This window comes from Streptomyces sp. B21-083 (assembly GCF_036898825.1).
Classification (GTDB): domain Bacteria; phylum Actinomycetota; class Actinomycetes; order Streptomycetales; family Streptomycetaceae; genus Streptomyces.
This window is the reverse complement of record NZ_JARUND010000002.1, coordinates 2881943-2896191: the sequence shown is the minus strand read 5'-3', so window position 1 is coordinate 2896191 and position 14249 is coordinate 2881943. Positions and strand designations below refer to the sequence as shown.

Genomic DNA, 14249 nt, shown 5'->3' with positions numbered 1-14249 from the left:
CCGACCACGATGGGGGTGTCGCGAGAGTCACAGGAGGACTTCATGGCCGCGGAAGCGCACGGCAGGGCGGGGGAGGTCGCGGACGGGCGACCGGTGACGCGTGGGCCCGAACACGTGCCCGGGAACGTGCTCGTCTCCATCGGTGCGCTGCTGCTCGGCATGCTGCTCGCCGCCCTCGACCAGACCATCGTGTCGACCGCGCTGCCGACCATCGTCAGCGACCTGGGCGGCCTGGACCATCTGTCCTGGGTGGTCACCGCCTATCTGCTCGCGTCCACCGCCGCGACCCCCCTCTGGGGCAAACTCGGCGACCAGTACGGCCGGAAACGGCTGTTCCAGACAGCGATCGTCATCTTCCTGATCGGCTCCGCGCTGTGCGGCATGGCGCAGAACATGCCCCAGCTGATCGGCTTCCGGGCGCTGCAGGGGCTCGGCGGCGGCGGGCTGATGGTGCTGTCGATGGCGATCGTGGGGGATCTGGTCCCGCCTCGTGAACGAGGCCGCTACCAGGGCCTGTTCGGTGCCGTCTTCGGCGCGACCAGTGTGCTCGGCCCGCTGCTCGGCGGCCTCTTCACCGAACACCTCAGCTGGCGCTGGGTGTTCTACGTCAACCTCCCCGTCGGCGCGGTCGCCCTCGCCGTGATCGCGACCGTCCTGCACATCCCGCGCCGGTCCGCACGGCATGTCATCGACTACCTGGGCACCCTCCTCATCGCCTCCGTCGCCACCTGTCTGATCCTCGTCACCTCCCTCGGCGCCTCCTGGGGCTGGGGCTCGGCGCGGATCGTCGGCCTCGCGGTACTCGGGGTCGTGCTCGCCGTCGCCTTCGTCCTCGTCGAGCGGCGGGCGGCCGAACCCGTCCTCCCGCTCAAGCTGTTCCGGCTGCGCACCTTCACCCTCACGGCCGTCATCAGCTTCATCGTCGGCTTCGCCATGTTCGGCGCGATGACCTATCTGCCGACGTTCCTCCAGGTCGTCCAGGGCGTCTCGCCGACCATGTCGGGTGTGCACATGCTGCCGATGGTGTTCGGCCTGCTCGTCGCCTCCACCATCTCCGGGCAGATCGTCAGCCGCACGGGGCGCTGGAAGGTGTTCCCCATCGCCGGCACCGGCGTCACCGCCCTCGGCCTCCTCCTGCTCCACCGGCTCGACGAACACAGCTCCACCGGCGAGATGAGCGCCTACTTCCTCGTCTTCGGCCTGGGCCTCGGCCTGGTCATGCAGGTCCTGGTGCTGATCGTGCAGAACGCGGTCTCGTACGAGGATCTGGGCGTCGCCACCTCCGGCGCCACCTTCTTCCGCTCCATCGGCGCCTCCTTCGGCGTGGCCGTCTTCGGTACGGTCTTCGCCGGCCGCCTCGGCGACAAGCTCACCGACGCGTTCCGGGGCGTACGACTGCCCGCCGGGGTCTCGGTGGACGCGCTGGAGTCCGACCCGCGCGGCATCGGCGCCCTGCCCTCGGCGCTGCGACCGCCCGCGCTGCACGCCTACGCGTCCGCCATCACCGACGTCTTCCTGTACGCCGTTCCGGTCGCCGTCCTTGGTTTCGTCCTCGCCTGGTTCCTGCGCGAGGACCGGCTGCGCGGCTCGGTGACCGCCCCCGACGTCACGGAGACCCTGGCCAGCAACCCGGTCCAGCGGTCGTCCTACGACGAGGTGTGCCGCGCGCTGTCCGTACTCGGCACCCGCGAGGGGCGACGCGAGATCTACCGGACGATCACCGCACGGGCCGGCCTCGACCTGTATCCGGCGGCGAGCTGGCTGTTGCTGCGCATCCGGCGGTACGGCTGGGCGGAGCCGGCGGTCCTGGCCGAGCGCAGCCTCGTACCGCTGACCGTGATCATCGAGGCCGCCCGGCAGGTCGAGGAACGCCGGCTCGCCGTACGCGAAGGCCTCGACCTGGTCCTCACCGAGGCGGGCCACGAGACCGCCGAACGGCTGGCCGAGGCCCGTGAGGAGTCCCTGGCCGAACTGCTGGGCGACTGGTGGGGCCCGGACCGGCCCACCGACCTGGTCCAGCTGGTGAAACTGCTGAACGAGGAACTGTGCGGCTCGGACGCGGAACAGCCGCACAACGGCTCGACGGACAGGTTCAGTTGAGGCTTTCCGGCCCGGCCTCCTCGCTCCGGTCCAGATCGCCCCGGTCCAGATCGTCTCGGTCGTCCAGGTTCTTCCGGAACCAGTGTTCGGCGTACTCGCTGTCGTTGTGGGGCTCGGTCTCCGTGTAGCCGAGGTGCGCGTACAGGGCGCGTGCCTCGACCAGGTCGGAGCGGGTGTCGAGGACCAGGTGCCGGGCGCCGAGGGCCCGTGCCGCGTCCTCCGCCGCGGCCACCAGAAGGGCGGCGCCGCCCTTCCCCCGCATCCCCTCGTACAGGAAGACCCGGGTCAGCTCACCCGTCGTGGCGTCGAGGAGCCGTACGCCCGCGCTGCCGGCCGGCTCGCCGTCGTACCGGGCGACGAGCAACTGGCCGTCCGGCGAGGCGAGTTCGGCGCCCGAGTGCGCCGCGACCTCGCGCTCCAACTCACCGGGCTCCGTGCGTCGGCCCTGGTGCAGGAGGTACCAGCGGTCGCTGACCTCCGTGTAGTACGCCCGCCAGAGCGCGGCGGCGACAGGGGAGTCGAAGGGTTCCGGGGTGATCGTCCAGGTCATGACCGGCATTCTCGGCGGCCGCCCCACCGGGTGCGCAACTCGATTACCCGTGACCTGCGGGTCCCGCCCCGGGCTGTTTGGGGAGCCGCTTCGGGGCAACCCGGTGAATTGACCGGCCTGTTCGGACTGTCGGTCGGGTCGGTCGAGAAGTCGGTCGAGAAATCCGGAAGGCGTTCATGTCCACAGGAGTGCTCATCGTTCTGATCGTGATCGTTGTCGTCGCGGCCGTCGTCATCGGCGCGCTCGCCCTGAACCGGCGGGCCGCCGGCGCAAACGGTCCACGCAACCTGAAACGGCGCTTCGGGCCCGAGTACGACCGGGTCGTCTCCCGTCACGACGGGGACACCAAGGCTGCCGACCATGAACTCACCGAGCGTGTGCAGCGCCACGGCGACCTGCGGGAACGGCCGTTGGAGCCCGCCGAGCGCGAGCGGTTCGCGGCCCGCTGGACGGCCGCCCAGGAACAGTTCGTCGAGTCGCCGCACCAGGCGGTCGCCGACGCGGACCAGCTCCTCGCCGAGCTGGCGGGCGCACGCGGCTTCCCCGACGGCGGCCGGTACGAGGAACAGTTCGCCGCGCTCTCGGTGCACCACGCCCAGCATGTGCACGGCTACCGGCGCGTGCACCACGCGGCTCGCGAGGAGCGGGCCGACACGGAGGAGATGCGCACGGCGATGATCGAGGCCCGAGCCTTCTTCGACGACCTGGTCGGCGAGGGGGAGCGGCCCCGGCCGAAGTCGAAGTCGCGACTCAACAAGCTTCAGCTGAAGGGGAGTTGACGCACATGACGGACACCGGCAAGCGCAACACCAGCACCAACACCGACACCAATGCCAACGCCGACACCGACACGACGAAGCCGGGCGCCGGGCGACTGGGTCCGGAGAGGGCGACCGGTGAGAGGCCGGTGGGCGAACGCATGACCGGGGAGCGCCTGACGGGTGAGCGGCTGCCCGGGGAACGAGCACCGGGCGAACGGCTGCCCGGTGAGGGACTGGCCGGCGACCGGCCCACCGGTGTGAGGCCGCTCGGTGAGAAGGCCGATGCCGGGAAGCGGGTCGGTGCTTCCGCCGTACCGCCGCCCGTCGCCGCGCCGGCGCCCACCCGGGCTCACGAGGGCCGGTCGTCCCACGGGGTCGCGCTGCTCGCGCAGGACGAGCGGGACAAGCTCACCCTGCGGCTCCAGCACGCCGTCACCGGGTTCGTGGACGGTCCCCAGGAGTCCGTGGAGGAGGCCGACCGCGTCTTGGAGGAGGTCACCGAGCGCTTCACGGAGGCGATCGAGCGCAGCCGCCGTACCGTGCGCGCGACCCTGCAGTCCACCGGTGGCACCGACGGTGGCGACACCGAGCGGCTCCGTCTCGCCCTGCGGGACTACCGCGAACTGGCGGAACGGCTGCTGCACAGCTGAGGCCCCGTTGCGGCACAGGCCTCGGCGTCGCGCGGGCCGAGGCTCCGCACCGCCGGTCTCCGCTCCGGACAGGTCCTAGTCCGTCTGCCCCGCCCGCGTCTCCCGCGCTTCCCGCCACTCGCGTACGACCTCGTCGACGTCGTACGGCTTCAGGCCCAGCGGGGGGCCGGGCGGGGGCTTGAACATCATGTCGCGGATCTTGACGTTGATCTCCGTCACGATCCTGCGGACCGCCCCCTCGGAAGGGGCCCGGCGCGCCGCCACCAGCGCGTCCTCCGCCTCCTTGCGCAGGGCCAGCGTCGGCGGCAGGATCGACAGCCCCTCGCGGGCCATTTTCTGCTTGACCCACCACAGTTCGTCGTACGACGTGTCAGGACCGTCGGACAGCGGCTTGCCCACCCCGGGAAGCGCGGCGATCTCCCCGCGCGCCTCCGCCTCGCGGATCTGCCGGTCGACCCAGGACTCGAAACTCACACCGGGTGGTTTGCGGTCGGTCATGTGTCCATTGTGCCGGACCTGGCCCGAGTCGACGATGGGGCGATTTATCATGCGGCGTCGTACGGCAACATAGCTGGCGTACAGGGACTGTTCAGCGACGATTGTTCCGTGAGGACGGTCGGGTCACCTTCGGTGACCGTTCAGAAGGAGCGCACGTGCTCGAACTCACCATGGCTACCGTCTCCGGGACGGACGCCGGCGCCACGGCCGGCATGCTCATGGCCGAGGCGCCCAGTGAACCGGGGGCCATCATGCGGGTGGGCCGGGACAAGGCGGTGTGCCGTCTCGTGACCCCCGACGACTGGCTGTTCGTCTCACGGGTCCACCTGGAGTTCCTGTGCGGCCCCGACAGCACCTGGCATCTCTCCTGGCTGCAGGGCTCCCAGCCCGACCCGTCGTCCGAAGTCCGGCTGGTGGTCGGCGAGTACGCCCAGACCGTGCCGTACGGAGGGAGCGTGCCGTTGCCCCGGGGCGGCGCCGGAGAGATCATCGTCCAGGACCGCACGGGGCCGCGCAGCGTCAACGTGGGCTTCTACCACGAGGGTTGAGCACCGGCGGGCGAGGCCGGCGAGGGCTCCCGGCTATGCCACGACCCTCGCCAGCGCGAAGCCGTCGTATCCCTTGCTGCCCACCGTCTGCAGCGCCGTGCCGCTCAACCTCGGGTGTTCGGCGATGAGTCGCAGGGCCGCGCGGGTGCCCCGGATGCTCGGGTCGGTGGAGTTCGCGTCGGCCACCGCGCCCCCGCGCACCACGTTGTCGACGATGATCAGGCTGCCCGTGGTGGTCAGCCGCAGGGCCCACTCCACGTAGTGCGGGTTGTTGGCCTTGTCGGCGTCGATGAAGACCAGGTCGAACGGCGCCGGGTTCTCGTCGGCCAGCTTGGGCAGCGACTCCAGGGCGGGGCCCGTGCGCACCTCGGTGATGTTGTCCAGGCCCGCCCGGGCGAGGTTGCGGCGGGCGACCTCGGCGTGCTTCTCGTCGTACTCCAGGGTGATCAGCCGGCCGTCGGCCGGGAGCGCGCGGCCCAGCCAGATGGTGCTGTAGCCGCCGAGGGTACCGATCTCCAGGATGCGGCGGGCGCCCTGGATCTGGGCGAGGAGCTGGAGCAGCTTGCCCTGGTTCGGGGCGACGTTGATGTGTGGCAGCCCCTCCGCGTCGCTGTCGCGCAGCGTCGCCTCCAGGGCGTCGTCGGCCGGGGCCAGGAGGGTGGTGAAGTAGTCGTCGACGTCTTCCCAGCGCTGGGACTCGCTCATGAAAGTCGTGCCTTCCGTTCGGGACCGGGGGGTGAGGTGCGGGGAGTGTGCCGAATCATTTGTAGCCTTCACGGGTGACCAGGTCGATGATCCGCGCCTCGTCGAGTTCGTAGACCGTCTCACCGGCCCGGGGGTCGCGGGCGTGCAGCGTATGGAACAGCGGGCCGTGCGGCGAGCCCAGGTCGACGAGCGTGGCCGAGGCCCCGCGCACCGCCCGTTCCGTGCCCGCCGGGCCGGTCAGGTCGATCCGGTTGACCACTCCCGGCGTCACCCACACCGGCACATCCTCCAGATACCCCATGATCTGCAGGTGGAAGTGGCCGCACAGGATCAGCCGTACGTCGCTGCCACGGACCGCGTCGGCCAGGTCCTCCGGGTTGCCGAGCCCCATCGCCCGCTGGAGCGCGGTGTCGAGGTCGATCGGCGGATGGTGCAGCACGACTGTCGTGCCGTGCGCCGCCGGGGTACGTAACAGCTCGCGCAGCCAGTCGAGTTGGGCGGCGCCGAGATAGCCGTACACCTTGCCCGGCACGAGCGAGTCGAGGGTGACGATCCGATGCCCGTCGACCACGCTGGACGCCGCCAACTCGCCGTCGGCGGACGTGAGTCGGGCCTCGGCCAGGTCCCCGCCCGCCGGGTCCAGATGGCCGCTGCCCAGAACCTTCGCGAAGGCGCCCCGCTCGTCGTGGTTGCCGGTGGCGCAGAACAGGGGGATGCCGCGCTCGCGGGCGAACGCGCCCACGAGGTCCCGTACGACCGCGTACTCCTCGGGCGCCCCGCTGTCCGCGAGATCCCCGCTGACGACGACGGCCCCGAGGCCCGTGAGCCGCGTTACGTCGGTGAGTATCCGGCGCAGCGAGGCGGTGGTGTCGACGCCGTCGCGGTTGGGTGCGCCGGCGTGGTTGATGTGGGTGTCCGACAGCTGGAGGATCCGCATCCCGGCGACGCTACTCCGGCCTGGACAGACCATGGTCGTCTTGAGCGGGCGTCGTCCGATCCGGCCTGAAAACGGCTGCTTTCCTGCCGCCGCGTGGTCTGTGCCGATTCAGAGTGGGGAACCGGACCCTGGGCCGACTATCGTCGACGGGACGAAATCCGAGACCGTCTCCTGACCGGCCGCAGGTCTGAACACAGGTCCGAACGCAGGTCTGAACGTAGGCCTGAACGCAGGACAACAGGCGGGCGTCCTCGGGTGAAGCGGAGATTGCTCGCGCCTCTCTCATAGGAGGCGGTGCGATTCTCTGGAGGGATTTCGTACAGGATGAGACCCGTGGGACAAAAGGTGCCCATGAGGCGTACGGGGCAGATATGGCGGGAGGCCTACGAGGCGTGGCAAACGCGGAGCACGGTGGTGGAGCGGGAGGTGCCTTCGGAACAGGCGCCGCCGGGACGGCGCAGGCACGGCTGAAAGTGGCCCGAGTGGCGCTCTGGCTCATCGTCGCCGTCCTCGCGGTCAGACAGGTGGCCGCCGTCCTCAGCACCCCGAAGGCGGACCGGCTGACCGACCTGGAGACCTGGGTCGGGTCCGACGGTGTGCTGCATGTGAAGGGCTCGCTCTACGACTCCACGCAGTTCACCGGCACCCCCTTCGGCGGGCTCGTCCTCAAGCCGCTCACCCGGGCCGCCGAGCAGGCCCTCGGCTGGGGCTGGACCTTCGGCACACTGCTGCTGGTCGTCGCGCTCGGCGTGGTCGCCGCCCGCGCCCTGCCGACGCCCGTGACCCGACGCACCTCGCTGCTCGCCGCGCCCGTCGCGATCAGCCTGCTGATGCTGTCGCTGCCCGTGCGCAACACCCTCCACCTCGGCCAGACCAGCATCATCCCTGTCCTGCTGGTCCTCCTCGGCTGCTTCGTCGCACGCGAGGAACGGGCCGCCGGCGCCCTCATCGGCCTCGCCGCGGCCCTCCAGCCCACCGTGCTGCTCTTCGCGCCGCTGCTGTGGTTCACCGGCCGGCGCCGGGCGGCCGTCTCCGCCGGCGTCACCTTCGCCGCCTGCACCGCGCTCGCCTGGGTCGCGATGGCGGACGACTCGTACACCTACTGGGTCCACCACCTGGGCGGGACCGGGCTCGGTGGCGCCGCCGACGACCTCGCCAACCAGTCCCTGCACGGCGCCCTGCTGCGGCTGGGCTTCGAAGGCCCCCTCGAAATCGGCCTGTTCCTGGTGCTCGGCGCGGGTGTCGCCGTCCTCGGCCTGCGCCGGGCGGTGCGCTACGCCCAGGACGGCCAGCTGCTGCTGGCGGTCGCGATCACCGGCTGCGCCGCCGTCGCGGTCTCGCCCACGACCTGGCAGCACCAGCTGCTGTGGGTGCTGCTCGCGGTCGTCGGCCGGGTCGGCAAGCGCGCCTCCGACCGCTATATGTGGCCGGTCGCCGTCATCATCGTGATGACGCTGCCCGCCAAGATGGTCATCCCGAACGTGGGCGCCCTCTACCCGGTCCGTGACAACGTTGTGCTGCTGGCCGCGGTCGCCGCCGCCACCGTCGTTCCGTTCCTGTCCCGGGCCTCGGAGCACTACCGCTCACCGGTCCGCACGGACTACGCGCCGCCGGTCCCCGCCCGCTTCCGCCGCGTTCCGCTCATGCCCTTCCTGCGCCGGGTGCTCACCCGCCCGAACCTCCTCCTCGAACTGATGCTGATCCGGGTCACGTACGCCGCCTACCAGAAGGTCCGGCTTGCCGCGTCGGGCGGGACGACCACCGGTGGCCGGTCCACCGCCGAGGCGCACGGCCACCAGATCCACGACATCGAGAAGTTCCTGCACATCGACATCGAGCACTGGGTCAACCACACGGTCGTGGAGATCGGCTGGATGCGGAACTTCTTCGACTTCTACTACGAGTCGTTCCACTTCTTCGTGCCGCTGGCCGTGCTCGGCGTCCTGTACTGGCGCCGCCCCGTCGACTACCGCTGGGCCCGCGCCTCCCTCGGCTTCACCACGTTGCTCGGCCTCGTCGGCTTCTGGCTCTACCCGCTGGCCCCGCCGCGCCTGATGCCGGGCCTCGGCATCGTCGACACGGTGAACGGCGTGCAGGACTTCTCCAAGCCGGACTACGGCACGCTCACGGCGCTCACCAACCAGTACGCCGCGATGCCGTCGCTGCACTTCGGTTGGTCGCTGTGGTGCGGGCTCGTCATCGCGATCGTGGCGCCGAAGTGGTGGATGAAGGCGCTGGGGCTGCTGCATCCGTTCTTCACGGTGTCCGCGATCGTCGCCACCGGGAATCACTGGGTGCTGGATGCCGTCGGCGGGGCCGCGGTGGTTCTCGCGGGGTTCGGGCTGTCGTACCTGTTCATGGGGCCGCGGGCTCGTGCGGTCGTCCGGGTGGCGGAGAGTGGTGGTGAACGGTCGGAGGCTGTGCAGGATGGCGCGCTGAAATAGATCGTCGGCGGGTCGGCCCGGGGCGTCGTTTCTCTGACCTCGGGCCGGGTCGGCCCGGTTTGACCCGGGGCAGGGGCACGCGGAGACTGTACGTACGTAGTACATATTCCTCGTAGGTGTACACCGATACACCCGGGCACTCGCCGCGCGCGATCGGCGTTCGGCACAGCCACGCAGGTCCCAGGTCCCCCGCGGTGCCCCAGTCCCCTTCCCGCTTTCCGGGCAGTGGTGTGGACGGGCGCCGAATCCGAGAGGGGAGGCTACGAAATGGTCTTCCGTGTCCTGAACGCGCTGAACCGTCCGAACCCGGTGCGTAGACGCTTCTGGGTGGAGGTCGCCCTGGGCGGCCTCTCCGCGCTGCTCTTCCTGGTGACGCTCGTCCGGCGCGACTGGATCGAGATCGTGTTCGGCTTCGAGCCGGACGCCGGGAGCGGTGCGGTCGAGTGGCTCGTCGTGGCCGTAACGGCCCTGGTCACCGTCCTGTGCGCCCTCGGCGCGCGGACCGAGTGGCGCAGAACCCATCCGGCCGCCGCTCCCGCCGCGCGGTAGGCGAGCGGTGCCCTGGGGAAAGGAGCATCGCCATGCCTGAGGATGTCACCGAACTGGTCCGCAAGGCCCCGCTGAGCTTCCTCGGGACGGTCACCCGTCTCGGTGACGCGCGGATGGCGGACGTGCCGGCCGACGAACGGACGGCCGTGGTCCAGGTGGACGAGGTACTGCACGCGCCGGACGCCTTCAAGCGGCTCGCGGGCAGCGAGGTCACCGTTCAGCTGTCGGCCGAGATCGATCCGCCGGTTGTCGGAGAGGCAGCCGCGTTCTTCACCCGGGGAACGGTCTACGGCGAGGGCCTCGCCGTCACGGAGGTCGGCCGGCTGCCCGCCGACGCCGTCCAGGAGCATGTGTCCCTCGCGGCCAGGACCGCCGACGCGATGCCGTTCTCCGCGGTACAGCGCGACATCGCTGACACCGACATGGTCGCCCATGCCGACGAGGCGGACGCGGTGGTCGTCGGCACCGTCGTGGGGCTGGAGCAGATCGGCGACGAGCCGTCCTCGGAGCACGCCCCCGACTGGTGGCGCGCGCAGCTCGACGTGGAGCACGTGGAGCGGGGAAAGCTGACCCCGGGGCCGGTCGCCGTGCTCTACCCCAACAGCCTGGACTTCCGCTGGTACAAGGTGCCGAAGCCGAAGGCCCAGCAGGAGGGGATGTGGATCCTGCACGCCACGGAGGGCGACCTGAGCGAGTGGGCGCCGTACCAGCTTCTCCATCCCGACGACCGCCAGCCGGTGCAGAAGCTCGAAACCCTGCAGTCCGCGCGGAGGTGAGCCCACATGTCCACCCTCAAGGTCGTCAACATCACCCCCGTCGCCCTGAGCGGCGACGTCAGCCAGGACGGTGAACCGAGTATCGCGGTCAACCCCGAGCGGCCGAACGAGATGGTCGCGACCGCGTTCACCCCCGATCCGATGGGAGGCCCCCTCGCCCCGATCTACGTCTCGACCGACGGCGGCAACACCTGGACGCTGCGCAGCATCGTCCCCGGCGGCGCCGACGGCCTCGGCACCGGTGACATCTCGGTCAGTTTCGCCTCGACGGGAGGCGCCCTGTACGCGGGCATCCTCAACGGTCAGGCAGCCGAGGCCGGCATCACCCGTATGCAGATCCTGCGCTCGCCGGATATCGGCTCGGCGGCGCCCATGGCGGTTCTCGTCCAGCGGGACGAGGAGGACCAGCCGTGGGTGGTGGCCGGGAGCGTCGGTGTGAACGGCGGCAGTCTCGACCGCGTCTACGTCGGCAACAACGACTTCGGGCAGCACAGCCCGCGGACGGCGACCGTGGACGTCTCGGTCGACGCCCGAACCGCGCCGGCACCGGCCGGGTTCACACCCACCCCGATCGAGGCGCGCGCCACCTCGGGTCAGGACGGGCCACCGGTACGGATCGCCCTGCATCCCGACGGGACCGTGTACGCCGCCTTCGAGAGCTGGCAGACGAAGAACGGGTCGAACGTCACCTTCGACGTGGTGGTCACACGTGACGACAACGGGGGTGTCGGGCCGACCCGGTTCCAGGACCTGACGGACGCGGTGGACCAGACCGTCGGCCAGCGGGTGGCGACCAGGCGGTTCGTGAAGTTCAACGCGATCATGGGACAGGAACGCCTCGGCGGTGACCTCTCCATCGCGGTGGACCCCGCCGACTCGGGCAGCGTGTGGGTCGCGTGGTGCGACCGCGTCGGCGGCCTCACCGGGACCGACTACACCTTGCACGTACGGCACTCGACCGACCGCGGCCGGCACTGGTCCGCCGACGTCCGGACCATCACCGACGCCAAGAACCCCGCGCTGGCGGTGAATTCGGACTCCCTGACCGGACTGGCCTACCAGCAGTTCACGCAGGCTCAGTGGGTGACGGCGGTGGAGCTGACCGGCGACGGCTGGCAGACACCGGCGGAGCGTCAGGTGCTGCATCAGGCGCCCGCCGGCGTTCCCCAGAGGCAGGGGCTGCCGTTCCTGGGCGACTACATGCGGCTGCTCACGATCGACCGGGACTTCTACGGCGTCTTCTCGGGGAACAACACCCCCGACCATGCCAACTTCCCGGCGGGTGTGACGTATCAGCGCCATGCCGACTTCGTGCACCACCAGTTGCTCGACCTGGACCACGTCACGCTGGTGCCGCCGTCGATCGACCCGTTCTTCTTCCACCGGGCGGCGTAGACGCGCGGCTCAGCGCGCGTTCGTTTCCAGCGCGGGTACCGCCAGGCCCGGACGGTGCGCCCGGGCCAGTATGCGCAGGCACTCGATCGGGTTGTCCCGGACCGGCCCCCTGGTGACGGCCGCGCCCATCGCTGTCGCCCGGCGTAGACGGTGGTCGTGGAGGAGGATCACGAAACGTGTCAACGGGCGCTGTTCCTCCGGGAGTTCGGCGATGATCCGGGTGGCCTCGCGGAGGGTGGCGTGGGCTGTCGCCGCGGTCGCGGAGAGCAGGGAGCGGACACCGGGGAGGTCTCGGCCGCGCTCCAGGTCGGACCGTACGACGCCGTGCTTCTCCAGGTCGTCGGTGGGGAGGTAGAGGCGGCCCTCGCCCAGGTCCTCGGCCAGGTCGGTGAGGAAGTCGGTGCGCTGGCAGGCGTCGGCGAGCAGCCGGCAGCTGTCCGCGAAGGCCGGGCTGCCGCCGCCCGGCATCGACAGGCCCGAGGTGATCATGAGGAACGGCCAGGTGAGCGTGTCGATGTACGCCTGGTAGTCGTCCTCGGTCGTGAACCCGGCGAAGTCCAGGTCGATTTCGGCCCCGACGAGGTACGAATCGACCCAGGAGCGCGGCAGTTCACGTGCCTCGGCGGTGTGCAGGAAGGCCCGCAGCAGGGGGTGTCGGGCGGTTCCGGTGTCCAGTGCCGTGCGCACCTGCTCGGCCCAGCCCGCGTAGCGATGCGTGCGCTCCGCCACCGTGCCCCGGTCGCACAGGTCGTCCGTGAACGACGCGAACGCGTATCCGGCGAGGACGTGGGGCTGGAGGTGGGCGGGGATCAGCAGCCGAACGGCCAGATGTCCGGCGGGTTCCCGGCTCAGCATGAACTGCTTGGCCTTCAGATAGGCGGCGCGGTCCGTACCGCCGGCCACTCCCGCCGCGTCCAGACAACGCTGCCAGGATCGCACCGGCACGCCTCACCGTCGTAGTTGCAGTTGCGTTCGCAGTCTACGGCGGGCGCTGGGCGGAGACAGGGGCGGGGCGTGGATGCGCCCCTGCCTCACGCGGGGACGGGCCGGCGACGCCGGGATGCCGCCGGCCCGAGTATGCGACCGGCCCTAGCCCGCGCTCACCTGGAGTTCCTTGACGCCGTTGACCCAGGCCGAGCGCAGTCGGCGTGGGTCGCTCACCAGGGTGAGGCCCGGCATGGCGTCGGCGAGGGCGTTGAAGATCAGGTTGATCTCCATGACGGCCAGGGACTTGCCGAGGCAGAAGTGCGGGCCTCCGCCGCCGAAGCCGAGGTGCGGATTGGGGTCGCGGGTGATGTCGAAGGTGTCCGGGGAGTCGAAGACCTCGGGGTCGCGGTTGGCGGAGGAGTAGAACAGGCCGACGCGATCACCCTCCTTGATCTTCTGGCCGCCCAGTTCCGTGTCCTGGGTGGCGGTTCGCTGGAAGGAGACGATGGGGGTCGCGAAGCGCACGATCTCCTCGGCGGTGGTGGCCGGGCGTTCGCGTTTGTACAGCTCCCACTGGTCGGGGTGGGTGAGGAAGGCGTGCATACCGTGGGTGATGGCGTTGCGGGTCGTCTCGTTGCCCGCGACGGCCAGCATCAGCACGAAGAAGCCGAACTCGTCCGAGGCGAGGTTGCCGTCGTCCGCCGCGGCCACCAGCGTGGTGACGATGTCCTTCGCCGGACACTGCTTGCGGTCGGCGGACATGTTCATGGCGTACGCGATGAGTTCCATGGCCGACTCCTGGCCGACCTCCTCGGTGATCGCGTACTCCGGGTCGTCGTAGGAGATCATCTTGTTGGACCACTCGAAGATCCGGAGGCGGTCCTCCTGCGGGATGCCGATCAGCTCGGCGATGGCCTGGAGGGGCAGTTCGCAGGCGACCTCGGTGACGAAGTCGAAGGGGCCGTTGCGGGCGGCGGCGTTCGCGGCGATGGCGAGCGCGCGGTGACGAAGGTTGTCCTCCAGGGCGCGGATCGCGCGCGGGGTGAAGCCGCGCTGCACGATCTGGCGGACGCGGGTGTGCTCGGGCGGGTCCATGTTGAGCAGGATCAGCCGCTGGGCGTCGATCGCGTCGCGCTCGATGCGCTCGTTGAAGCGGATGATCGCCGTGTTGGTGGTGGAGGAGAACAACTCCGGGTGCGTGGACACGTACTTGACGTCCGCGTGCCGGGTGACAGCCCAGTAGCCCTCGTCGGCGAAGCCCGCGATGCCGGGGCGCTGGGACACCCAGTGGACCGGCTCGGTGGCGCGCAGCTCGGCGAACTCCGGGAGAGGTACGCGGTGTTGCAGCACGTCAGGGTCGGTGAAGTCGAACCCTTCGGGCAACGCGGGGCAGGGTGCCATCAAAAACT

At 70.4% G+C, this 14249-nt stretch carries 14 protein-coding genes; 8 read left to right on the top strand and 6 right to left on the bottom strand.

Features of this window, described 5'->3' with window-relative positions; all coding sequences use genetic code 11:
• Positions 1–9 precede the first annotated feature (9 nt).
• Positions 10–2100 (top strand): MDR family MFS transporter, encoded by a 2091-nt coding sequence (locus QA861_RS36955; RefSeq protein ID WP_334593115.1) that lies wholly within the window; start codon positions 10–12, stop codon positions 2098–2100.
• Here the strand turns inward: QA861_RS36955 and QA861_RS36950 are convergent.
• Positions 2093–2659 (bottom strand): GNAT family N-acetyltransferase, encoded by a 567-nt coding sequence (locus tag QA861_RS36950; RefSeq protein WP_443041624.1) that lies wholly within the window; start codon positions 2657–2659, stop codon positions 2093–2095. The genes QA861_RS36955 and QA861_RS36950 overlap by 8 nt on opposite strands.
• A gap of 167 nt (positions 2660–2826) precedes the next feature.
• Between QA861_RS36950 and QA861_RS36945 the strand changes: the two genes are divergently transcribed.
• Positions 2827–3429 (top strand): hypothetical protein, encoded by a 603-nt coding sequence (locus tag QA861_RS36945; RefSeq protein ID WP_334593113.1) that lies wholly within the window; start codon positions 2827–2829, stop codon positions 3427–3429.
• Between the two features lie 5 nt (positions 3430–3434).
• Positions 3435–4061, top strand: coding sequence for a hypothetical protein (locus QA861_RS36940; RefSeq protein WP_334593112.1), 627 nt, complete (start codon positions 3435–3437; stop codon positions 4059–4061).
• Between the two features lie 75 nt (positions 4062–4136).
• Here the strand turns inward: QA861_RS36940 and QA861_RS36935 are convergent, their stop codons facing one another.
• Positions 4137–4559, bottom strand: coding sequence for a DnaJ family domain-containing protein (locus tag QA861_RS36935; protein WP_334593110.1), 423 nt, complete (start codon positions 4557–4559; stop codon positions 4137–4139).
• Positions 4560–4714: 155 nt separating this feature from the next.
• Between QA861_RS36935 and QA861_RS36930 the strand changes: the two genes are divergently transcribed.
• Positions 4715–5107, top strand: coding sequence for an FHA domain-containing protein (locus QA861_RS36930; protein ID WP_334593109.1), 393 nt, complete (start codon positions 4715–4717; stop codon positions 5105–5107).
• A 33-nt stretch (positions 5108–5140) separates the two neighbouring features.
• Here QA861_RS36930 and QA861_RS36925 read toward each other — a convergent pair whose 3' ends face one another.
• Both QA861_RS36925 and QA861_RS36920 read right to left on the bottom strand, forming a co-directional pair.
• Positions 5141–5812, bottom strand: a complete 672-nt coding sequence (locus QA861_RS36925) for an O-methyltransferase (protein ID WP_334593108.1) — start codon at positions 5810–5812, stop codon at positions 5141–5143.
• A gap of 55 nt (positions 5813–5867) precedes the next feature.
• The gene (locus QA861_RS36920) at positions 5868–6749 is read right to left on the bottom strand and encodes a metallophosphoesterase (protein WP_334593107.1); all 882 of its coding nucleotides are present in this window, start codon (positions 6747–6749) and stop codon (positions 5868–5870) included.
• Between the two features lie 392 nt (positions 6750–7141).
• On the opposite strand from QA861_RS36920, the gene QA861_RS36915 reads away from it, so the two are divergent.
• From QA861_RS36915 to QA861_RS36900, 4 genes are all read left to right on the top strand, one after another.
• A complete protein-coding gene (locus QA861_RS36915) occupies positions 7142–9193 on the top strand; it encodes a bifunctional glycosyltransferase 87/phosphatase PAP2 family protein (protein WP_334593106.1) in 2052 nt (683 codons plus the stop codon).
• Between the two features lie 267 nt (positions 9194–9460).
• Positions 9461–9742, top strand: a complete 282-nt coding sequence (locus tag QA861_RS36910; RefSeq protein WP_334593104.1) for an ABC transporter permease — start codon at positions 9461–9463, stop codon at positions 9740–9742.
• Between the two features lie 32 nt (positions 9743–9774).
• On the top strand, positions 9775–10518 hold the full coding sequence (locus QA861_RS36905) for a hypothetical protein (RefSeq protein ID WP_334593103.1): 744 nt from the start codon (positions 9775–9777) through the stop codon (positions 10516–10518).
• Positions 10519–10524: 6 nt separating this feature from the next.
• Positions 10525–11913: a hypothetical protein gene (locus tag QA861_RS36900; protein WP_334593101.1), complete on the top strand. Its 1389-nt coding sequence runs from the start codon at positions 10525–10527 to the stop codon at positions 11911–11913.
• Between the two features lie 9 nt (positions 11914–11922).
• On the opposite strand, the gene QA861_RS36895 is transcribed toward QA861_RS36900, so the two are convergent.
• Positions 11923–12852, bottom strand: coding sequence for a phytoene/squalene synthase family protein (locus tag QA861_RS36895; RefSeq protein WP_334593100.1), 930 nt, complete (start codon positions 12850–12852; stop codon positions 11923–11925).
• A gap of 150 nt (positions 12853–13002) precedes the next feature.
• A complete protein-coding gene (locus QA861_RS36890) occupies positions 13003–14241 on the bottom strand; it encodes a cytochrome P450 (RefSeq protein ID WP_334593098.1) in 1239 nt (412 codons plus the stop codon).
• Between the last annotated feature and the right edge of the window lie 8 nt (positions 14242–14249).

Coding starts and splice junctions, on each gene's coding strand:
- QA861_RS36955 (WP_334593115.1), top strand. CDS start 10: ATGGGGGTGTCGCGAGAGTCACAGGAGGACTTCATGGCCGCGGAAGCG.
- QA861_RS36950 (WP_443041624.1), bottom strand. CDS start 2,659: ATGCCGGTCATGACCTGGACGATCACCCCGGAACCCTTCGACTCCCCT.
- QA861_RS36945 (WP_334593113.1), top strand. CDS start 2,827: ATGTCCACAGGAGTGCTCATCGTTCTGATCGTGATCGTTGTCGTCGCG.
- QA861_RS36940 (WP_334593112.1), top strand. CDS start 3,435: ATGACGGACACCGGCAAGCGCAACACCAGCACCAACACCGACACCAAT.
- QA861_RS36935 (WP_334593110.1), bottom strand. CDS start 4,559: ATGACCGACCGCAAACCACCCGGTGTGAGTTTCGAGTCCTGGGTCGAC.
- QA861_RS36925 (WP_334593108.1), bottom strand. CDS start 5,812: ATGAGCGAGTCCCAGCGCTGGGAAGACGTCGACGACTACTTCACCACC.
- QA861_RS36920 (WP_334593107.1), bottom strand. CDS start 6,749: ATGCGGATCCTCCAGCTGTCGGACACCCACATCAACCACGCCGGCGCA.
- QA861_RS36910 (WP_334593104.1), top strand. CDS start 9,461: ATGGTCTTCCGTGTCCTGAACGCGCTGAACCGTCCGAACCCGGTGCGT.
- QA861_RS36905 (WP_334593103.1), top strand. CDS start 9,775: ATGCCTGAGGATGTCACCGAACTGGTCCGCAAGGCCCCGCTGAGCTTC.
- QA861_RS36900 (WP_334593101.1), top strand. CDS start 10,525: ATGTCCACCCTCAAGGTCGTCAACATCACCCCCGTCGCCCTGAGCGGC.
- QA861_RS36890 (WP_334593098.1), bottom strand. CDS start 14,241: ATGGCACCCTGCCCCGCGTTGCCCGAAGGGTTCGACTTCACCGACCCT.